At 60.3% G+C, this 21,836-nt stretch carries 16 protein-coding genes; 9 read left to right on the forward strand and 7 right to left on the reverse strand.

Annotation, left to right across the window (positions count from 1 at the left end; genetic code table 11):
• Positions 1-98 precede the first annotated feature (98 nt).
• The 5 genes from ACYZT1_RS17210 to ACYZT1_RS17230 all read left to right on the forward strand — a co-directional run bounded on the left by ACYZT1_RS17210 (position 99) and on the right by ACYZT1_RS17230 (position 5,450).
• On the forward strand, positions 99-1,178 hold the full coding sequence (locus ACYZT1_RS17210; RefSeq protein ID WP_462015881.1) for a patatin-like phospholipase domain-containing protein: 1,080 nt from the start codon (positions 99-101) through the stop codon (positions 1,176-1,178).
• Between the two features lie 94 nt (positions 1,179-1,272).
• Positions 1,273-1,629 carry a 6-carboxytetrahydropterin synthase QueD gene (gene queD, locus ACYZT1_RS17215; RefSeq protein ID WP_059405420.1) on the forward strand — a complete coding sequence of 119 codons (357 nt, stop codon included), beginning with the start codon at positions 1,273-1,275 and terminating at the stop codon, positions 1,627-1,629.
• A 111-nt stretch (positions 1,630-1,740) separates the two neighbouring features.
• Positions 1,741-2,562: an alpha/beta fold hydrolase gene (locus tag ACYZT1_RS17220; protein ID WP_462015882.1), complete on the forward strand. Its 822-nt coding sequence runs from the start codon at positions 1,741-1,743 to the stop codon at positions 2,560-2,562.
• Between the two features lie 226 nt (positions 2,563-2,788).
• Positions 2,789-4,033: a cytosine deaminase gene (codA, locus tag ACYZT1_RS17225; RefSeq protein WP_462015883.1), complete on the forward strand. Its 1,245-nt coding sequence runs from the start codon at positions 2,789-2,791 to the stop codon at positions 4,031-4,033.
• A gap of 265 nt (positions 4,034-4,298) precedes the next feature.
• Complete coding sequence (locus tag ACYZT1_RS17230; RefSeq protein WP_462015884.1) at positions 4,299-5,450, forward strand: MFS transporter; 1,152 nt, start codon at positions 4,299-4,301, stop codon at positions 5,448-5,450.
• Positions 5,451-5,667: 217 nt separating this feature from the next.
• On the opposite strand, the gene ACYZT1_RS17235 is transcribed toward ACYZT1_RS17230, so the two are convergent.
• From ACYZT1_RS17235 to ACYZT1_RS17255, 5 genes are all read right to left on the reverse strand, one after another.
• Entirely contained in the window at positions 5,668-8,889 is a 3,222-nt protein-coding gene (locus tag ACYZT1_RS17235; protein ID WP_462015885.1) for a transporter substrate-binding domain-containing protein, read from the reverse strand.
• Complete coding sequence (locus ACYZT1_RS17240) at positions 8,890-9,513, reverse strand: response regulator (protein WP_462015886.1); 624 nt, start codon at positions 9,511-9,513, stop codon at positions 8,890-8,892.
• Between the two features lie 105 nt (positions 9,514-9,618).
• Entirely contained in the window at positions 9,619-10,032 is a 414-nt protein-coding gene (locus ACYZT1_RS17245) for a response regulator (protein WP_462015887.1), read from the reverse strand.
• Positions 10,033-10,212: 180 nt separating this feature from the next.
• Positions 10,213-11,550, reverse strand: coding sequence for a lysine N(6)-hydroxylase/L-ornithine N(5)-oxygenase family protein (locus tag ACYZT1_RS17250; protein ID WP_462015888.1), 1,338 nt, complete (start codon positions 11,548-11,550; stop codon positions 10,213-10,215).
• Between the two features lie 146 nt (positions 11,551-11,696).
• On the reverse strand, positions 11,697-12,179 hold the full coding sequence (locus ACYZT1_RS17255; RefSeq protein ID WP_462015889.1) for a sigma-70 family RNA polymerase sigma factor: 483 nt from the start codon (positions 12,177-12,179) through the stop codon (positions 11,697-11,699).
• 320 nt (positions 12,180-12,499) lie between these two features.
• Between ACYZT1_RS17255 and ACYZT1_RS17260 the strand changes: the two genes are divergently transcribed.
• The 3 genes from ACYZT1_RS17260 to ACYZT1_RS17270 are packed head-to-tail and all read left to right on the forward strand — an operon-like array spanning position 12,500 to position 17,048.
• On the forward strand, positions 12,500-13,672 hold the full coding sequence (locus tag ACYZT1_RS17260) for an efflux RND transporter periplasmic adaptor subunit (protein WP_462015890.1): 1,173 nt from the start codon (positions 12,500-12,502) through the stop codon (positions 13,670-13,672).
• Positions 13,673-15,646 (forward strand): MacB family efflux pump subunit, encoded by a 1,974-nt coding sequence (locus tag ACYZT1_RS17265; RefSeq protein ID WP_462015891.1) that lies wholly within the window; start codon positions 13,673-13,675, stop codon positions 15,644-15,646. It abuts the gene before it with no gap.
• 7 nt (positions 15,647-15,653) lie between these two features.
• On the forward strand, positions 15,654-17,048 hold the full coding sequence (locus ACYZT1_RS17270; RefSeq protein ID WP_462015892.1) for an efflux transporter outer membrane subunit: 1,395 nt from the start codon (positions 15,654-15,656) through the stop codon (positions 17,046-17,048).
• A 47-nt stretch (positions 17,049-17,095) separates the two neighbouring features.
• Here the strand turns inward: ACYZT1_RS17270 and ACYZT1_RS17275 are convergent, their stop codons facing one another.
• A complete protein-coding gene (locus ACYZT1_RS17275; RefSeq protein WP_462015893.1) occupies positions 17,096-18,409 on the reverse strand; it encodes an IS4 family transposase in 1,314 nt (437 codons plus the stop codon).
• A gap of 190 nt (positions 18,410-18,599) precedes the next feature.
• Positions 18,600-20,228, reverse strand: coding sequence for a pyoverdine maturation tyrosinase PvdP (pvdP, locus tag ACYZT1_RS17280; RefSeq protein ID WP_462015894.1), 1,629 nt, complete (start codon positions 20,226-20,228; stop codon positions 18,600-18,602).
• A 250-nt stretch (positions 20,229-20,478) separates the two neighbouring features.
• Between pvdP and pvdM the strand changes: the two genes are divergently transcribed.
• Positions 20,479-21,828: a pyoverdine-tailoring dipeptidase-like protein PvdM gene (gene pvdM / locus ACYZT1_RS17285; protein WP_462015895.1), complete on the forward strand. Its 1,350-nt coding sequence runs from the start codon at positions 20,479-20,481 to the stop codon at positions 21,826-21,828.
• Positions 21,829-21,836 lie beyond the last annotated feature (8 nt).

Below are 21,836 nucleotides of genomic sequence, written 5' to 3' on the forward strand. Positions count from 1 at the left end.
GCCGTTCAGGAATCACGCACTCTCATCGCGAGCACACTCGCTCCCACAGCAGGCGAGGCGCGCCTATAATCCCCCGCTTGCCACACACCGAGGCCGGTATGACCGCCATCCATATCAAATTCCCGTCCCTGACGCTCAAGGCCGGTCCCAGGGCTTTTGCGCGCATCCGTGAAAATGGCTTGAGCGCCGCCGACGTCGGCACACTGCCCGGTGCCGCCGGTGGGCCCAAGGCATTAGGCATTCAAGGTCTGGACCTGGCGCTGTTCGGCGAATGGCTGCCTGCCGCGCCGCGCGAACGCTCGCTGATCGGTGCATCGGTCGGTTCCTGGCGCTTCGCCAGCGCCTGCCTGCCGGATGCCGCCGAAGGGATTCGCCGCCTCGGGCATTTGTACACCGAGCAGAATTTCAACAAAGGCGTGACCATGGCGCAAATCAGTCGGAGCTCGCAAGGCATGCTCGATGAATTGCTCGACGGCCGCGATGCGTCGATTCTGGACAACCCGCATTATCGCTTGAACATCATGGTGGTCAGAAGCCAGGGCCTGCTGGCGGACGATCACCGTGGGCGACTGGGCCTCGGCCTGTCCTCCGTCATTGCCGACAACCTGCGGGGTCGCGCCCGGCTCGCCAGGCATTTCGAACGGTTGATCATTCACGATCCGCGCCTGGCGCCACCGCTCGATGCGCTGAATGATTTTCCGTCGCGCTTCGTTGCACTGAACGCCGGCAACCTGCGTCAGGCCTTGCTCGCTTCGGGTTCGATCCCGATGGTCATGCAAGGCGTGCGTGATTTGCCGGGGGCCGGCGCAGGGATGTTCCGTGACGGCGGCCTGCTCGACTACCACCTCGACCTGCCCTACAGCGGCAACGACATCGTGCTCTATCCCCACTTCACCGACCGGGTGATTCCCGGCTGGTTCGACAAGACCCTGCCGTGGCGTCGCGCCTGCCCTGCGCGCCTGCAGGATGTCTTGCTGCTGGCGCCGTCGAAGGATTACCTGGCGCGCCTGCCCTACGGCAAACTGCCGGACCGAAACGACTTCAAGCGCTTCATGGGCGATGCTCCGGGCCGGCAAAAATACTGGCGCGCCGCGATGGAAGAAAGCCGCCGGCTGGGCGACGAGTTTCTCGAACTGGCCGCCACGGGTGGTTTGGGCGAGCGCTTATTGACCCTTTAGTCAGTGTTTTCCCGCAAGCGCAAACGCAAGCTGTTAAACTCGCCGCCTGCCCACATCGCTGCGGCGATCGCCACCTGACAGAGCTGAAAACACTGTGGAAATTTTCAAAGAATTTACCTTCGAATCCGCCCACCGCCTGCCCCACGTACCGGACGGCCACAAGTGCGGTCGCTTGCATGGCCACTCGTTCAAAGTGGCAATTCACCTGAGCGGCGACCTCGATCCGCACACTGGCTGGATTCGTGATTTCTCCGAGATCAAGGCGATTTTCAAACCGCTGTACGAGCGTCTGGATCACAACTATTTGAATGACATTCCTGGCCTGGAGAATCCGACCAGTGAAGTGTTGGCCAAATTCATCTGGAAAGAGCTCAAGCCTTTGTTGCCTGAACTCAGCGCGATTCGTATCCACGAAACGTGCACCAGCGGCTGCATTTATCACGGCGAATAATTCGACCTCGCAGACACATGCGTTTCGTCAGCTGTGCATCAAACCACCTTTAGAGGTGGTTTTTTATGCCTATGCTTTTTGCACGATCGCCGACCGAGAGGCACCTCCTTCATGACTGACTGGCCGCTACCGCAAACTTTCCACTTCAACGGGCACGCTGTTCGCTTTGCCGTGCGCGGTGACGGGCCGCCGCTGGTGTTTGTGCACGGCACACCGTTCTCTTCTTATGTGTGGCACCGGATTGCGCCGCATTTCATCGCTACGCATCGGGTGCATTACTTCGATCTGTTGGGGTATGGGCAGTCGGAAAAAATCGACGGCGATGTCTCGTTAGGTGTGCAAAACGAGCTGCTCGCGCAACTGCTGGATCATTGGGGGCTGAAGCAACCTGACGTGGTCGCCCACGATTTTGGTGGGGCCACGGCGTTGCGCGCGCATCTGTTGAACGACAAGGATTATCGCAGCCTGACGCTGATCGACCCGGTCGCGCTGACGCCGTGGGGTTCGCCGTTTGTGCAGCATGTGCGCCAACACGAAGCGGCGTTCAGTGGCGTACCGGATTACATCCAGCAGGCGATTGTGCCGGCTTATATACGCGGGGCGATCAAGCGAACAATCCCGGATCATGAACTCGCCCCTTACGTCCAGCCGTGGCTGGGCGCGTCTGGGCAAGCGGCGTTTTACCGGCAGATTGCGCAGATGGACCAGCGCTACACCCGTGAAGTCGAAACGCTGTATCCGTCCGTTCGCTGTCCTGTGCAAATTCTGTGGGGCGAGGACGATCAGTGGATCCCCATCGAGCGCGGGCGCGCCCTGCAGCAGTTGATTGCGGGGGCGCAGTTTCAGGCAATCCCCAATGCCGGGCATCTGGTTCAGGAAGATGCGCCAGAGGCCATTGTTGCGGCGTTACTCAGATTCCTGCCGCAACCCTGAAGACACCGCTGTCACTGTAGATGCGCGGGTTTGCTCCGGGCGGCGATCCGACAATAGCGACCTGACACTCAACACAATGGTTGACCGGTCGGTCCTCATCGCGAGCAGGCTCGCTCCCACAGGGGGGCGCGCCGCTGGCAGGCATTGCCGCTGCGCGGTAACGTATGTGTTATCGAAGTTCGAAGCGCCAACGCACCACTGCAAGATCTCTAAAAGGATTCGCCTGATGCACATCATCAACGCTCGCCTGCGCAACCAGGAAGGTCTGCATGAACTGCACCTGGAAAACGGCCTGATCAGCAGCATCGCCCGCCAGACCGAAGCGCCGACCCTGGGCCCCGACGATCTCGACGCCGGCGGCAATCTGGTGGTGCCGCCGTTTGTCGAACCGCACATTCACCTCGACGCAACACTGACCGCCGGCGAGCCGCGCTGGAACATGAGCGGCACGCTGTTCGAAGGCATCGAGTGCTGGGGCGAGCGCAAAGTCACCATCACCGAGGAAGACACCAAAACCCGCGCGAAGAAGACCCTCCAGAATCTCGCCGCGTACGGCATCCAGCATGTGCGCACCCATGTTGACGTTACCGACCCGCAACTCACTGCGCTCAAGGCGATGCTGGAAGTGCGCGAGGAAAGTCGTCACCTGATCGACATGCAGATTGTCGCGTTTCCACAGGAAGGCATTGAGTCTTACCGCAACGGCCGTGAGCTGATGGAAGAAGCCATCAGCATGGGCGCCGATGTGGTCGGCGGCATTCCGCATTTCGAGTACACCCGCGATCAGGGCGTGAGTTCGGTGAAATACCTGATGGACCTGGCCGAGCGCACCGGTTGCCTGGTGGACGTGCATTGTGATGAAACCGATGACCCGCATTCGCGCTTTCTGGAAGTGCTGGCCGAAGAAGCCCGTAGCCGCGACATGGGTTCCCGAGTCACGGCCAGTCACACCACCGCGATGGGCTCCTATGACAATGCGTACTGCGCCAAGCTGTTCCGCCTGCTCGGTCATTCGGGAATCAGTTTTGTGTCGTGCCCGACCGAAAGCATTCACCTGCAAGGGCGCTTCGACAATTTCCCGAAACGCCGAGGCGTTACCCGGGTGAATGAGTTGCTGGAAGCCGGCATGAACGTGTGTTTTGGCCAGGATTCCATCGTCGACCCGTGGTACCCGCTGGGCAACGGCAACATATTGCGAGTGCTTGAGGCCGGTCTGCACATCTGCCACATGCTCGGCTATCGCAACCTGCAAAGTGCGCTGGATCTGATCACCGACAACAGCGCCAGGGCCATGGCCCTCGGCGACCGTTATGGACTGGAGCGCGGGCGCCCGGCGAATCTGCTGATTCTGTCGGCGGACAGCGATTACGAGGTGATCCGCAGTCAGGGCTTGCCGCTGTATTCGGTGCGCGGCGGGAAGGTGCTGATGAAGCGGCAGATGCCGGTGGTGGAATTCAGCGGGCTGAGCTGAGTTTCACCGGCGAGGAAACCACTTCGCACCGGCGGGGTTGGTTGTGATGACGCCTTCGCGAGCAGGCGCGCTCCCACACGGAACGCGCTGACCTGTGGTTTCAGCCAAATCCCCATCCCCAAGCGCTGGCGCCCCTCCAGTCGGCGCACCTGTCGCGAAGCAGTGACGGGCTGTGCAAGGATGTCAGCCAGACTGACCCACTGATCGAACCACATTGGTCAGTCACTGTCCCTTGGGGACGCGACGATTTTTGCCAAGGATTGATATGACCAGTCTCAATACCCAGACCACCTTCGTGCCCGGCCGCCTGGAGCAAATGTCCACGCGCGTGGCTTTTTTTATTGCCGGTGTCGGGATTGCCGCCTGGGCGCCGTTGGTGCCGTACGCAAAGGCTCGCGCCGGGCTGGATGAAGGAACGCTCGGGCTGCTGCTGTTGTGCCTCGGCGTGGGCTCTATTCTGGCGATGCCGATGGCCGGGCTGTTGGCGACGCGCTTTGGTTGTCGTCGTGTGGCGGTCGGCGGCACCTTGTTGATCTGTGCTGCTTTGCCTTTATTGGCGACGGTGACTTCGATACCGGCGCTCATCGCGACGTTGTTCATGTTCGGTGCAGGCCTGGGCACAGTGGACTCGACGGTAAACCTGCAAGCGGTGATCGTCGAGCGGGCGAGCGGCAAAAACATGATGTCGGGCTTTCACGGGCTGTTCAGCCTCGGCGGAATTGTCGGTGCGGCGGGTGTCAGCGCTCTGCTCGGTCTGGGCCTGTCACCTCTGGGAGCGATGGCGGTGGTGATTGTCGTGCTGCTGCTGGCGTTGCTGAAAGCCGCGCCGCATATGCTGCCGTATGGCAGCCAAAGTTCGGGGCCTGCCTTTGCCGTGCCGCACGGCATCGTGCTGTTTATCGGCGGGATGTGTTTCATCGTGTTCCTCGCCGAAGGGGCGGCGCTTGACTGGAGTGCGGTGTTTTTGACACAGGAACGCGGAATCGAGACGGCATACGCCGGGCTCGGTTATGCCGCGTTCGCGCTGACCATGACCGTCGGCCGTTTGACCGGCGACCGAATTGTCCGCCGCCTGGGCGCCACGCGAGTGATCGTGTTTGGCGGATCGACTGCGGCTGCGGGTCTGTTTCTGGCAACGTTTGCGCCAACCTGGGAACTGGCGCTGACAGGTTACGCGTTGCTCGGTGCGGGTTGTTCCAACATCGTGCCGGTGTTGTACACCGCGGTGGGCAAACAAACGGTCATGCCTGAAAGCATCGCGGTGCCGGCCATCACCACGATGGGTTATGCGGGCATTCTCGCAGGCCCGGCAGTGATCGGCTTCATCGCCCACGGCAGCAGTTTGAGTTTTGCCTTCGGGTTGATGGCATTGTTGCTGGTGGCGGTGGCGATTGGTGGAAAGGTGTTGAAGGTCTAAGGCTGGGTGAATGTGACACCGCCTTCGCGAGCAAGCTTTGCTCCCGCGTGACACCGGTTTTGTGTGGCGGCAAAGGGAGGAATCTCCGCTTCATGCACCCCACGGCGTACGTGAAAGCTGCGTTGGCGGTCAGGCCGTCATTCTCAGGCGGCGGGTCCAGATGCCAATCCACTCTTCGTCGGGATTAAACCTGTTGCGGGTCGTCGGTACCGGCGCATCAGTCCCGTGCGAGGTATTGATCCAGACGGGTCATGGCCTGTTGCAACTGGTCGACGGCGGCGTCGATCAGCGCGGCATCGCCGTCGCTGCAAGCTTGCTCCAGTGCTTCGCAGCATTGGACCAGATGATCCGCCCGTACCATCAACGCACCACCCTTGATGCGGTGAGCGAGGGTGCTCAATTCATGTGAATGACCGCCGGCATGAGCCTTGAGCAGATCTTGCCGGTCTCTGCGATTGGTCTCGGCCAGATCTGCGAGCAACTGCGTGATCAGCTCACGGTCAGTACCGGCGTAACGTTGCAGACCGCTCAGATCGATTTCTGGCGGTGCCGCTTCCTCGACCGGCACGACCGTTGCGAAGCGTGCCGCCAGCCAGGTGCTCAGGTCCGCCAGGCGAATCGGTTTGAACAGACAGTCGTCCATGCCCGCTTCCAGGCAGCGGGTTTTTTCACCGGGTTGTGCATTGGCGGTGAACCCCAGGATCAGTGTGGGTGGCAACCCTTGGGCACGTTCATCATCGCGGATGGCAGCGGCGAGTTCATAACCGCTGAGCACCGGCATGTTGCAATCGGTAATGAGCACATCGAACTCATGCTTGCGCCACTTTTCCAACCCTTGCTGGCCATCCTCGGCGTCCATTACGCTGTGGCCCAGATAGCTCAATTGCCGCGTCAGCAACAGTCGATTGGCCGAGTAATCGTCGATCACCAGAATCGTCAACGGGCGCGTCGCCACCGCTGCTTTCTCGGTCGGCTCGCTCGCCGGCAAGGCCTGCAAGGTCGGCAGATCGAGGCTGAGTCCTATCCGCGTGCCGCCCCCCAGAATGCTGTAGAGCTGCAATCGGCCGCCCATCATCTCGCACAAGGTGCGACTGATCACCAGCCCCAGACCAGAGCCCTGCCGGGCAGAGTACGGGTTATTGCCGGCCTGCACGAACGAGCTGAACAACCGCTGCTGATCACTGGCGCTGATGCCGATGCCGGTGTCTTCGATCCATACTCGAACCTGCAAATGCCCCGGTAATCCGGGTTCGATTTGCAGTGTCAGGCTCACTTGGCCTTCGCGAGTGAACTTGATGGCGTTGCTCAGCAGGTTGGAGAGCACTTGCTTGAATCGAGTGGGGTCAACCCATACTTCCTGATCGCTGCGTTCATCGAGTTCGACGCGCCAGTCGAGTTTTTTCTGCCTCGCCAGACCTTCAAACACCCGGCACACCGACTCGGTCAATGAACGCAGGTTGGCCCGCTCCGGGGCCAGCGTCAGACGCCCGGACTCGATTCGGGCGATGTCCAGAATGTCTCCGATCAGCCCCAGCAATTGCTGCCCGGCATCCGAAGCCACCTCAATCGCCGAGCGATCGACGAGCCCCTCATCCGCCTTTTTCAATGCCAGTTCGAGCATGCCCAGCAACGCACTCATGGGTGTGCGAATTTCATGGCTCATGGTCGCCAGAAACGTGGTCTTGGCGCGATTGGCATCATCGGCGACATCCTTGGCTTCCTGCAGCTGGCTGAGCAGCTGCTGGCGCAGACGAATCTGGCGACGCTGCCAGACGATCCACGATAACGCCAGCACCAGCAATAGGCCGGCAGCGGCAAACGCCTGAATAATGCCTTGGCGATTACGCAGCCAGAAGCTTTGTTCCACCATCAGATCGTTGCGCCAGTACAGCGTGAGTTCATCGATTTCTTCAGGTGCGATGCTCAGTAGCACCTTGTCGAGAATCGAATGCAGCTCGACCGCATCGCGACTGGTCGCCAGCGTGGCGCGGGCCGGATCGGTGCCAACCGTGCTGGTCACCTGCAGCCTGTCTCGGTAGAGCCGGGAAATCATGTAACGCGCACCGATCAGGGAGTTGATGGCGCCATCTGTCTCGCCGGACGCGACCATCGCCATCGCTTCCGCAGTCAGTGGCGCGTCGACCAGTTTGATCTGCGGGAAATACTGGCGAATGAATTCCCCGGCACTGTTGCCCTGGGTAATGGCGAGCGTCTTGCCGGCCATGTCGTCGAGTGTCGCCGGATTGCCGGGACCGATGCGCGTGACCAGCACGATGGGACTGGTCAGAAACGGCCGGGTGAAACGCAGGTGAGTTTCCCGCTCGATGCTGGGGCTGACCCCCGCCACCAGATCGACCTGCCCGGTGTTGATCCATTCGAGCATTTGCGCCACTGATTTTGTAGGCCGTATGTCGAAGTGCAGACCGGTGCGCAGACTGACCTTTGCCAGCACGTCGGCGGCGATACCGAGCAGCTTGCCTTCACTGTCAAGGAAAGAGACCGGCATCAGGTTCTGATTGATCGCCACGCGCAAGCGTGGATGGCGGTCGAGCCACTGTTGTTCGGCGACGCTGAAATTCATCGTCTGCGTGGCCACGATGGAAGCGCCGTTCGCCCCCCAGCGACGCAGGATATTGAGGCGCTCGTTGGTCGGTACCAACGCCAGCGCCTGGTTGACGATGCGCTGCAATTGTTCGTTGGTGCGGTTCATTGCAAACGCGAAACCGCCCGGCTCGATGTGCGAAAAATCAGCCATCTGCACGTTGTTGAGGTAGTTTTTGCTAATCAGGTGATGGGTGCTGATCGCATCGCCCAGGTAGACGTCGGTCTGCCCAAAAGCCACTGCCCCGACCGCTTCCAGGGTCGAGGGGAAGAGCTGAACATGCGCCTTGGGGTAAAAGGCCTGAACCTGTTGTTCTGGCAGGTAGTGATAAAGCATGGCCAACCGTTGCCCGGCGAGGCCGGGTTGCAGGGCGTGCGGCAAATCGGTTCGCGTCACCAGCACCGGTTGATCATCGGCATAGACTGCGGACATGCGCAGTTGCGGGTCCTCAACTTCGTACCGGTTGGCGGTTCCCAGCAGATCCGCAGTGCCCAGCTTGAGCGCCCGCACCGCCTCACCACGCGTTGCGTAGCGCTGAACGACGATTTCCACCTGCAATAATTGCTGGAGCAAACCGGCATAATCCGCAGTCAGGCCTTCGTAATCTCTGCCCGTTGTAGTGATATCGAAGGGCGGGTAGTCCGGTGCAGAGACCGCCAGCACCAACCGGCCCTTCTCACGCAGCCAGCGAGCGTCGTCTTGCGCAAGCTTGACACCCGGCCCGTCAACAGTGGAGCGACCCAGCAGCGTCAGCGTGCGCGGCTCGGCGCAGATGCCTGTTGCCCATAGCAAGGTGCTGAACAGAAGTGCCGCAAGATACTTCACTGAAGCCTTCATTCAGATCAGGTGATTGCGTTTGGCGAAATCACGCAGATGTACGGCAGAGTCGACGCTGAGTTTTTCGATCAAACGGGTCTTGTAGGTGCTGATGGTCTTATGGCTGAGGTTCATCAGGGAGGCTATTTTCTTGTTGGACATGCCTTGGGCCAGATGCTGAAAAATCGACAGTTCACGGTCGGAGAGTGTCTCGATCATCTGCGCCTCGCTGCGCTGCAGGCTGTTCAACGACACCGAACTGGAGGGCATTTTGACGAAGTAGCTGTAACCGGCCATCACCGCCTGCACGCCCTTGTGCAAATGCTGCAGATCATTGGTTTTGGACACGTACGCTTCCGCGCCGGCACGCATGCAGCGGTCCTGATAAAAGCGCGGCTCCTGTGCGGTGAATACCAGCACCCGGCACTTCACCCCGCTTGCCTGGATCCGCATCAGCACATCGAGGCCATCGAGCGTTGGCATGACCAGATCGAGCACCACCAGATCGGGTTTGTGCTCACGAATCATCGGCAACACTTCGCTGCCGGAGGAGGCTTCGAGGATGCGTTGGAACCCCTCCCCCTTCAACACCATGGCGACGGCGGCGCGGACCACCGGATGATCGTCTGCAATCAGCGCTTGCATGAAATCTCTCTGTACTTGGGGCCATCGATCGGGCTGGACAACCCCGGCGAAGCCGAATTAAACGTAGCGCTGTGCCGTGACTTTCGCATGAAAGCCAAGCGGCATCTACCCGATAGAAACGACGCTCCCGACGAACGGTGACACCTGATCGACGCCGGCCATCAGTTGCCGGACGGTGCACAAGTCCGGCAGCGCCGCGGGGCTGAGCTGGACTGTGCGGCAAGCGCCGGCAGGTATCGATGGCAGGCGCACACGATCACTGTCGTATATAAACGCATGGTTGACCTGGGGGTTGTCGATGAAAAAATCGAGTGGATCGATTGAGGCGCGGGTCATGGCCCCATTCATCAGCACCAGGTCAAACGGCTCGCTGGCGTATTCCACCAAGGTGAGCAGCTCGTCGAGGTCGTGCACGGGGGCAATGCAGAAATAACCCAGCTGATTGAACAGTCGCTCTATGCGCATGCGATGAAAGTGCTGCTCATCGGCAATGAGGATGCGTAAAGTTTTAGTCGGCAAGCTGCCCCCCGGAGGACATGGAATTCGTGGGGGCAAAGCCTACGGAAGACGCTCGGAGCTTGATGTAGGACTATTCCGAAATTCCGTGAGACTTATTTGGTGCGGCCTCGTAGGAGGCCAGGGCGGGAATCAGGTGATGGATGATCGTTCCCACGCGCGTGGGAACGGTCCGGGAGGCGATCAGCTGGCGGCTGCGAGCAACACGTCTATCACCGAACGGCTATGTGTACGGGACTTGCCATGTGCATACAGGGAGCCGGCGATTTCATCGGCGCGAATGGGCAGGATCGACAACAAGGTATCACTCAAACCGTGGCTCGCCTGACAGAAGCCCTGCATGTAAATGCCGGCCTTGCAGCGATCGTCGGTGATCAGTTTGTAATGGCGGTCCACTTCGAAATCGCCTAGATATTCCTGCATCGGCGCCAGCAGGTGACGATGCATTTGGCGTTCATAACCGGTAGCCAGAACCACGGCGTCGTAATGGCCAACTGTCAGCTCGCCTGTGGCGTTGTTCCGCACCGACAACTCAATGCCTCGCTCGGTTGACGTGGCCTTCTCCAGGGTGGTCAGGGTGCGGAACGCGTGACGAGCGATGCCCGAGACTTTCTGCCGATAGAAGATCCCGTAAATGCGCTCGATCAGGTCGATGTCCACCACCGAATAATTGGTGTTGTGATATTCGTTGACCAAGCGTTCGCGCTCGCTGCTGACCTGCTGGAACACCAGGTCGGTAAATTCCGGCGAAAACACTTCATTGACGAACGGGCTGTCATCCGCCGGTTTCAGCGCCGAACCGCGCAGGATCATGTCGACCCGCACCGAAGGGAAGCTGTCATTCAAATCGATGAACGCTTCCGCTGCGCTCTGCCCGCCGCCGATGATCGCAATGCGCATCGGTTTGTTGTTAACGCACGGCTGCCTGGCCATTTGCGCCAGGTACTGCGAATGGTGGAACACCCGGGCGTCGTCCTTCAGCGCTTTGAATGCTTCGGGAATACGCGGCGTGCCACCGGCGCTGACCACCACTGAACGGGTAATGCGTACCTGCTGCTGGCCGTCGGTATCGCGGGAAATCACCCGCAGCGCTTCGACCTGCTGGTTATGCTGCACTGGCTCAATCGTCAGCACTTCTTCGCCGTAGCGGCTCTGCTCGGCAAACTGCCCGGCAACCCAGCGCAGGTAGTCGTTGTACTCCATGCGGCAGGGATAAAAAGTGCCCAGGTTGATGAAATCGACCAGACGACCGTGATGTTTGAGGTAATTGACGAACGAGTAAGGACTGGTCGGATTGCGCAGGGTGACCAGGTCCTTGAGAAAGGAAATCTGCAACTCACTCTGAGACACCAGTGTGTTGCCGTGCCAGCGGTAGTCCGCCTGCTTGTCGAGAAACAGCACATCCAGCTTGCCCTGGCTCGGCCCGCGTTCTTGCAGAGCGATGGCCAACGCCAGGTTCGAAGGTCCGAAACCGACGCCGATCAGGTCGTGAACGATGGGCGATGCAATTGCCTGTGTCATTTCCAGTGTCCTCTGGATGAACCCCTTAACAGTGGGGCGTAAGCCTAAGTGACCTGAGCAGCGTGAGCCGGACTGCAAGTCGTCTGTTGAATAGGAACGAGGACAATGAAATGAAATTTAACACTACTTTCGACAAGCAGACGGGATCAATGCGCGTCCCACTGACGCATCCGCACCCGGCAATGCTTCATCGCATTGACGATGTGCTTCTCGACCAACGCTCGGGAAATCCCCAGCCTCTCTGCAATTTCCGGATGCGACAAACCATCGATCTTGCGCAACAGAAAACTTTCGCGGCACAGCCGGGGCAATTCCGCCAACGAACGCTGAAGCATCTCCAGGCGCTGGCCGTGATCAAGGCTATGATGCGGCGACGGGGTGAAGTAGCGCTCTTCGTTGTCGAGCACCTCCAGCGATTCGACCTGGCGCAGGGCATTGCGCCGATGGTCGTCGATCACCAGATTGAGCGCGGTGCGATAAAGGAAGGCCCGCGGCTGCTCGATCGGCGTTTCGCTGGAGCGCTCCAGGATTCGCAGATAGGCGTCATGCACCACATCTTCAGCAACCTGACGGTTGCCTAGCTTGGTGTAGAGGAAACACACCAGCTCGCGGTAGTAGTTTTCCAACATGACTCCCGGCCACACAGGGTGCGGTTTCTGTCCTTGAGCCAGACCCGAGACCGTCAAAATGGACGATGGCAGGATAGTGGCAATTTCGAGTGGGTAATTTATAGTAATTCTCATATAGATTTAAAGCGCTGATTCGATCTGGCAGACAAACCGGCCCCCCTTCTGACCTGTAAAACCTTGTGTCTGGGCCTAAATTCCTTCGCGATTCCAACGTTTACAGGACAGCCCCCGTTTCTGTCGGCCCTCCGGCAGCGTTCGACCATCGGTACTTTCAGGTACCACTCGAGTGACGGGCCGAACTCCATTGGCCGGAACCCTGCATGAAACGTCCCCGACATACCCGACGCGCCTTGCTTGTAGCCCTGTGTCTGATTCCCCTGATTGCCGTGGCCGCCTGGCAGGTCCTGCCGCCGGGTCGCGATCAATTCACCACGGTGCAAGTCGCACGCGGCAACATCGAAAGCAGCGTCACGGCCCTCGGCACCCTGCAACCCCGACGCTACGTGGACGTGGGCGCGCAGGCATCCGGGCAAATCCAGAAAATCCATGTGGAAGTCGGTGATGTGATCAACGAAGGCCAGTTGCTGGTGGAAATCGATCCGTCCACGCAACAGGCCAAGCTCGACGCCGGGCGTTTCTCGGTCGAAAACCTCAAAGCGCAGCTCGATGAGCAACGGGCGAAAAACGAACTGGCGCGGCAAAAGTTCCAGCGCCAGCAGAACCTCAAGGCCGGCGGAGCCACGCGCGAACAAGACGTGCAAAGCGCCCACGCAGAACTGCGTGCGACCCAGGCCCGCATCGACATGTTCCAGGCGCAGATCCGCCAGGCTCAGGCCAGCCTGCGCAGCGATCAGGCCGAGCTTGGCTACACGCGCATTTACGCGCCGATGAGCGGCACGGTGGTGGCCCTCGATGCCCGCGAAGGGCAGACCCTCAATGCGCAACAGCAAACGCCGCTGATTCTGCGCATCGCCAGGTTATCGCCGATGACGGTGTGGGCCGAAGTCTCGGAAGCTGATATCGGTCACGTCAAACCCGGCATGATGGCCTGGTTCACCACCCTCAGCGGCGGCAATCGACGCTGGAACAGCACCGTGCGGCAGATTCTGCCAGTGCCGCCCAAACCACTGGACCAAACCAGCCAGGGCGGCGGCAGTCCGGCGAGTTCGGGTAAAAGCGGCAGCGCTCGCGTGGTGCTGTACACCGTGTTGCTGGATGTCGACAACGCTGACAACGCGCTGATGGCGGACATGACCACTCAGGTGTTCTTCGTAGCCGATCAGGCAAAGGATGTCCTCACCGCACCGATTGCTGCGCTGCACAGTGACACGCAATCCGACAGCCAGATTGCACAGGTCGTCGCCAGCAACGGTGAGGTGCAGCCACGGACAGTGCGCACCGGCATCAGCGATCGCTTGAACGTGCAGATTCTCGAGGGGCTCGAAGAGGGCGACCATCTGTTGATCGGCCCGGCGAACGGGAGTGGCGGCTGAATGCAGACGCCCCTGATCGCCCTGCAAGACATCTGCAAATCCTACGGCGGTGGTGATTCACCGCAGGTCCACGTCTTGCGCGGCATCGACCTGTCGATCCATGCCGGGGAATTCGTTGCGATTGTGGGCGCCTCCGGTTCCGGCAAATCGACTTTGATGAACATCCTCGGCTGCCTCGATCGCCCCACCTCGGGCGTATACCGTTTTGCCGGGGAAAACGTCGCCGCACTCGACAGCGATGAACTGGCGTGGCTGCGTCGCGAAGCCTTCGGTTTTGTGTTCCAGGGCTACCACCTGATTGCGTCCGGCTCGGCCCAGGAAAACGTCGAGATGCCGGCGATCTACGCAGGCTTGCCGGCTGCCGAACGCCATGCCCGCGCCGCCGCCCTGCTCGACCGACTCGGCCTGGCCTCGCGCACCGGAAACCGTCCGCATCAACTTTCCGGCGGCCAGCAGCAACGCGTGTCCATCGCCCGCGCCTTGATGAACGGCGGGCACATCATTCTCGCCGACGAACCGACTGGCGCCCTCGACAGCCACAGCGGCGCCGAGGTCATGAAGCTGCTGGACGAACTGGCGAGCCAGGGTCACGTGGTGATCCTCATCACCCACGACCGCCAGGTCGCGGCGCGCGCCAAACGCATTATCGAAATCCGCGATGGGCTGATCATCAGCGACAACGTGCACGACAAACCCGAGGTGCAAACCAGCACCAACGCCGGCGCCCTGCAAGCCGTCGACTTGCGCAAACGCCTGACCGAGGGCGCCGAAGCCACCGGCGCGTGGAAAGGCGAATTGTTGGACGCCGTGCACGCGGCCTGGCGGGTGATGTGGATCAACAGGTTTCGCACTGCGCTGACGCTGCTCGGGATCATCATCGGCGTCGCATCGGTGGTGGTGATGCTGGCGGTCGGTGAAGGCAGCAAGCGTCAGGTGATGGCGCAAATGGGTGCGTTCGGCTCCAACATCATTTACCTCAGCGGCTGGGCCCCGAACCCCAGAACACCCTTGGGCATCATCACCCTCGATGACGTCGCCGCGGTGGGCAGCCTGCCCCAGGTGACGCGCATCATGCCGGTCAACGGCCAGGAAGCCGGGGTGCGTTTTGGCAACCTCGACCATGTGAGCTACGTTGGCGGCAACGACACCCACTTCCCGGCGATCTTCAACTGGCCGGTGGTGCAAGGCCGTTATTTCACCCAGGACGATGAACGCAACGCAGCGGCGGTCGCGGTGATCGGCCACAAGGTGCGGACAAAATTGCTCAAGAACGTGGCCAACCCGATCGGCCAGTACATCCTGATCGAAAACGTGCCGTTCCAGGTGGTCGGCGTGCTGGCGGAGAAAGGCGCCAGTTCCGGCGACAGTGACAGCGACGACCGCATCGCCATTCCGTATTCGGCCGCCAGTGTGCGGCTGTTCGGCACTCACGACCCCGAATACGTGGCTATTGCCGCGGCTGATGCGCGCAATGTCAAAGAGACGGAAAGCGCCATTGAGCAGTTGATGTTGCGCCTGCACAACGGCAAGAAGGATTTCGAGCTAACCAACAACGCGGCGATGATCCAGGCCCAAGCCCGCACGCAAAATACCCTGTCGCTGATGCTCGGTTCGATTGCCGCGATATCGCTCCTGGTGGGCGGCATCGGCGTGATGAACATCATGCTGATGACGGTACGCGAACGCACCCGCGAGATCGGCATCCGTATGGCCACCGGCGCCCGCCAGCGCGACATCTTGCGCCAGTTCCTCACCGAAGCGCTGATGCTGTCGGTGGTTGGCGGTCTCGCCGGGATTGCCCTGGCACTGATCGTCGGCGGCGTGCTGATTCTCAGTGAAGTGGCGGTTGCGTTTTCCTTGATAGCGGTGCTCGGCGCCTTCGGCTGCGCCCTGGTCACCGGTGTTGTCTTCGGCTTCATGCCCGCCCGCAAAGCTGCCCGGCTCGACCCGGTCACGGCCCTTACCAGTGAATGATCCTTCGATGAAGCCGCAACCGAGTTTGCTGACCCTCTGCCTTTTGCTCGGCGCGTGCGCCAGCCCTGACCCGCGTTTGGACAGCGGCCTGCAGCCGCCACCCAACTGGCAGTCGACGTACGATGAAAACGCCGTGTCGAGCAACACCCGATGGTGGACGCAGTTTGGCAGCCCGCAGCTCGATCAACTGATTGATCAGGCGCGTGTTGGCAGCTACGACCTGGCGGCGGCACTGACGCGAGTTCGTCAAGCCCGGGCGGCGACCGTGATTGCCGGTGGTTCGCTGCTGCCGGAAGTGAAGTCAGCGGTCAACGCCAATCGCCAGAAGCTGATGCGCGGCAACGGCTACAGCCAACTGGACGCTGACAGCAGCGACACCTCCGTGGATTACTTCGATGCCAACTTTAGCGCCAGTTATGAAATCGACTTCTGGGGCGGTCAGCGTGCTGCGCGCAACAGTGCACAATCGAGCTTGCAGGCCAGTGAGTTCGATCGCGACACGGTCGAGTTGACGCTGCTCAGCGCTGTCGCCAACACCTATGCGCAGGCCCTGTCGCTGCAGGAACGGCAACGTATCGCCCAGCTCAATCTGGCGAACGCACAAAAGGTGTTGAGGCTGGTTCAGATGCGCTTCGATGCGGGTTCTGCCACCGCACTGGAGCTGGCCCAGCAAAACAGTCTGGTGGCGGCGCAGCAACGACAATTGCCGCTGGTCCAGCAACAAGCCGAGGAAGCGCGGATAACCCTTGCGGCCCTCCTCGGCCGCCCCGTTCAGGCATTACAGCTCGACGATCAGCGCTTCGCTCAGCTCAGGTGGCCAGTCATCGGTGCAGGCGTGCCGAGCGACCTGTTGAACCGGCGGCCGGACATTGCTCGAGCTGAAGCGCAGCTGGCTGCCGCCAGGGCCGACGTGAGCGTGGCCCGGGCGAAAATGCTGCCAACACTGACGTTGAGCGCCCAGATCGGTTCTGGCGCCGACACCTTCAGCGACGTGCTGCGCAGTCCGTTTTACAACCTCACCGCCGGAGTGGTCGGGCCTGTTTTCAACAACGGCCGTCTTGGTGCCGAACGCGACAAGGCCACGGCCCGCCAGCAAGAACTGCTGGAAATCTACCGTGGCGCAATCATCAACGGCTTTGCCGACGTGGAGAAAGCTCTCAACAACATCCGCGGACTGGATACACAGCGCCAATGGCAAAGCGAGGAGCTGAGCCAGACGCAGACCGCCTTCAATATTGCGCAAAGTCGTTACCAGGCCGGCGCCGAGGATTTGCTCATAGTGCTCGAGACCCAGCGCACGTTGTATGCGGCGCAGGATTTGAATGTGCAGCTGCGGTTGTCGCGGCTGCAGGCAAGTATTGCGTTGTACAAGGCGTTGGGTGGTGGGTGGCAGGTTCAGTGATTTGCGGTGCCTGTCCGGCCGCCATCGCGGGCAAGCCCTAATGCCAGTCAGTTAAGCCCTCCAGCCTTCTTTTTGGGATATTTGACTGGTCTAGGCTTGACCACCCTTGGGTAACTTCGCTGTCGTCTGGCAGGTAGCATGAAGTGTTGAGCCTGGACTCTCAGCTCTGCCAGTCGTTTAGGGATCGTACCTGGCGTTTCAAGCGGGCAGAAACGCAGCGCGTTGCTGACCGCTTGAGCCAACCAGAGAAAGCTCAAACGTTGTGGTACCACCTTTATTTCTTCAGCCATCAAGCGCATCTCCTGGCGGATCAGGTTGTAGGCCAGCAGAGCTCCCCACAGTTCTTGGCGCACCAGATCAGGCTGTTTACTGCGCAATTGCTCTCCTTTGAGCAGGTTTTGCTTGATCTCGCGGTAACCCAATTCGATTTCCCAGCGTTCGTTGTAGTGCCCTGCCACCTGATGGGCAGGGTAACGTTCGGCATCGATCAACGAGGTGAGATAGCGGCGGGGTTTGTCGTCTATCGAGTACTCAATCAGTCGTGCCTGCCAATGGCTAGGAAGGTCGGGACGTTGCTTGAGTGCATCTCTGGAAACAGTCAGTCGCACAAGCCAATCACCGGCGCCCAACTCTTTGATCACCTCGTATTTAAGCGGTTTGCGTGCCCGCATGAGCCAGTGCCGTTCGGTTCCGCTTTGCTGCCAGTCAAGCAAGAGCGCTGCCGAGTAGTAGGCACGGTCAAAAATCGTCACCGAGTGATCGCTTACCGATTTCTCAAGACCTTTGGCATGGCGAAGTTCGCCGACCGAAAACTCGCCAAAACAGGCGTCCCGAATCAAGTGACTATAGGTATCCATCAGGCAAACACCGCGCACTTGTGGCCAGGCTCCGTCTCCCGAGTGAGTCCGCCCGCCACCGAAGGCTTGGCGGTTTTCCGGTGTGTCGGGGGTAGACCACACCACGCCGTCTACCGCAAAGCTGCGTAACCCTAAAAAGCCAGCCGAAGCTGGCTGCTCAGCACCGCCCCATGACTCTGCCAATTGCTTAAACAGTGCCGCCAGAGGCTCTGATCCAAGCCGTTGCCGGGCCTGGACTGCGGCGCTAGGCACAGGCACCTTTGCTTCGCCCAAAGCCAGTCCCAGCTGCTGCACGATGAGCCAAATCGGCTCGTTCTTGAACAAGGCCAACCCCACCACCAACCAGACAATGCGCTCGGCCGGCAGGCGTCTGCGGCGCAGGGAAACAGTTCCGGTCGAAGCCAGCGCTTGCTCGATCCACAGGGGATCGATCAATTGCGCGAAGCGTTCGAAAGAGATCGGATTGAGTTTGGTAACTTCTTGAAGGGCGTTTTGCAGGGACATGAAGCGGACTCATAAAAACATAAACCCGTTTCTATTACTGCTGGGCGGGCAAGTCAATTCCTTAACTGACTGGCATTAGGGCAAGCCCGGCTCCCACAAGGTGATACGTCATGCCCAAAATAGGCGGCACACATAAATCCCTGTGGGAGCGGGCTTGCCCGCGATTGAACGATAACGCGGTATCACCTGCTTAAGTAGTAATCGGCCTGGCCTTCAAATGCCGCGCATACCAAGGCCGTTGCGGCACTTTTCTGAACAAATCCGCCAGTTTTTTCTCGTCTTCCCCAAAGGTGATCCGCAACGCCAGCTTCATGGTTTCCGGGTCCATCTCAACCGACTTGCCGGTTTGCAACCCCGGCGTCGTGCTGCAACCATGGGTGCCCGGCCCCAGCCACGGGTCGTCGATTTCGACCCAACGTCCCGGCGCAAACCAGGCCACGCCATTCACCTCAAGCCGGCTGACCTCCCCCGGATGAAAGCGCTCATGCGCGCGGAACCAGTCTTCCACACGATCATCGATCCAGCCATGGAAATGCCAGAACACGGGGTTCACATGGGACGAAAACGGGTCGCCGAGAAAATCGTTTTCCGGCGCATACCAGCGCGCGGAGAAGTCTGCCGGATCCCGCGCAAACGGCACCGGCTGGCCATTGGACGGATCACGGGGCACCGAGGCCCAGCGCATGTGCAGCCAGTCGTGCAGCCCTAATTCAACCTCTGAACCGAACTGCCCCAGGGTGAGCTTCGACAGATAACGCGGATCACGGTAGCGCGACTCCCAGACCTGAAAGTTACTGTGGTAAGTCTCGGCCGTCTTGATGTCGCTCACCCATTGCGAGTACTCGGCATCGTCGTCGGCCAGCCAGGTCGGTGGCAGCGCAGTGCCGTCGTGGTTATCGCAGTCATTGGCGAAACCGATGCGATCGCGGGCCAGTTCCGGCCGTGGTAATGGAAAGTGCTGCCACGACGGCAAGTCCTGCATCGAACGCGCCGTGCCCAGCATGTGCCGGTGCATGAAGAAGAAGTCCACACCCGAGCCGTTGCGATCCTTGCGCGCGCCACGGGCATCACGCTCTTTATCCCGCGGCCCCGGCTGCCAGCCAATGCCTCGCAAAGCGTTGCGCTTGTCTTCGGACAGCGTGTGCCATTTGTCGCGCGAGGCGTGCCAGAGCTGGTGAAACAGCCGATGTTCGGCGGACACCAGCCAGGCCAGTAGCGGCGCGTTGAGACCGGCTCGCTCGCGAGCCTCGGGAAAAACCCGCTTGAGCGCGATAAAACGATTGTCCTGCGCGGTCATCATCAGTGGGCGATCAAGGTTCAACACCCAACCACTGAGCGTGCCGCTACCCGCATTGCCGAATCCGGCCCAGACTTCGTCCAGCACCATGCGAAATTCGTAATCCGGCGTGCCACTGGCGGCGTTGGCACTGATCAGCCGCCAGCTCAGTTCCGCCGGCCTGGCTGGCGCCAGATCGCCCAGCACTCGATAGCGCGGCTCCTCATCCGAACGCAAGCGCTGGGCGGTGTCGAGAAACCCGACCAAGCCGCGCCCTTTGTGGCCAACATCGAGAAACACTTCCAGCCCGTCCCGTGGCAGGCCTTCGATGCCGGCGTCACGTCCTTCGAAACGAATCTGCCAGACACCGCGCAATGCGTTCGCCAACTGCAGGCCCGCGCTATCCGCCACATCGAATGAAGCTTCACCGGGGGTGATCGTCGGGTCCGGTTTCGTCCATTCGCGATGCCCATAAAAAGCCGCAGGCACGGCGGCGCCGGTCAGTGCCAGACCTGCCATGAACCATCGTCGAGAAATCGTCATTGCCCTACCTGTATCAGCCATGAAGCAGGCTTTATCCAAGCTAGAACGATTGTTGCCTCCGAAAATTTAAAAGCATCGCCAGCAGTCTGGCTCCTACAAGGTTTGGGTAAGCACCGAAGATCTGCTGTGTGCGAGCCTGCTCGCGATGGGGTCATCAGCCCCACTAAATTTGCAAACGGGCCGCTCGTTCTTCCCAGATAGCAAAGGCCCCTGCGCCCGCAAAGGGGCGGCGAACCTGACTGAGATGGCAATGACAAAACCACGTTCGAAAAAGGCCCTGTACATCGGCCTGCCGCTGGCCCTGGCGATCAGTGCCGGGGCGGGGTTCGCGGCCTGGAATTACGGCTTCAAGGATAACCCCGGCTATCCGGCCAACGTCATGAAACAGGCCGATGAGCTGCAAGAACGCATCCTTTCCTTCGACAGCCACGTCACCGTTGCGCTGGACTTCGGCACCGCCGGCAATGAAGCGGACAAGGACGGCACTGGCCAATTCGACCTGGTCAAGGCCGGCCGCGGTCGCCTGTCCGGCGCGGCCCTGACGATTTTCGGCTGGCCGGAGATCTGGAACGGCGCCAACGCCCCCCATCGCCCCACCGCCGGTTTCGTCGACGAAGCCCGGTTCGAACAGGAAACCCGCTACAAAATCATCAGCACGATGGTTCGCGACTTTCCCAACCGGGTCGCCATCGCCTACACCCCCGACGATTTTCGTCGCCTGCACGGCGAAGGCAAGTTCGCGATCTTCCTGAGCATGCTCAACGCCTACCCCCTGGGCAACGACCTGAACGCCCTGGACATGTGGGCCGCTCGCGGCATGCGCATGTTCGGTTTCAGCTATGTGGGCAACAACGCCTGGGCCGATTCTTCACGACCGCTGCCGTTCTTCAATGATTCGCCAGACGCCCTCGGTGGTCTGTCGGAGATCGGCAAACAAGCGGTGCATCGCCTTAACGATCTGGGCGTGATCATTGACGTTTCCCAGATGTCGACCAAGGCTCTGGAGCAAGTTGCGCAGTTGAGCCGCACGCCCATGGTCGCCTCGCATTCGGCACCGCGCGCTCTGGTGGACATCCCGCGCAACCTCAGCGATCGGGAAATGCAACTGATCAAAAACAGCGGCGGCGTGGTGCAGATAGTCGGCTTCCCGACCTACATCCGCCCGTTGAGCCAGGCTACCCGGGACAAACTCAATGCGCTGCGCGCACGTTTCGACCTGCAACCGTTGCAAGGTCTGGAAATGGCATTGATGCCGGGCGATCCAGTCATTACCGTCTGGTCCGACCAGCGTTTCGGCGAATACGCCAGCCAGCTCTATACTCTTGTCGATGAAGAACCGAAGGCCACACTCAAGGACTACGGCGACGCGATCGACTATGCAGTGAAGAAGATCGGTATCGACCACGTTGGCATCAGTTCCGACTTCAATGACGGCGGCGGTCTGGATGGCTGGAAAGATGTCAGCGAAGCACGCAACGTAACGGCCGAGCTGATCAGTCGTGGCTACAGCGAGGCCGATATCGCCAAGCTGTGGGGTGGGAATTTCCTGCGGGCCTGGGACCAGGTGCAGAAGTCATCCAGACCGGTGGCGAAAAACTGATCTCCCAC

The sequence above is a fragment of the Pseudomonas sp. PB3P13 genome (assembly GCF_054897735.1).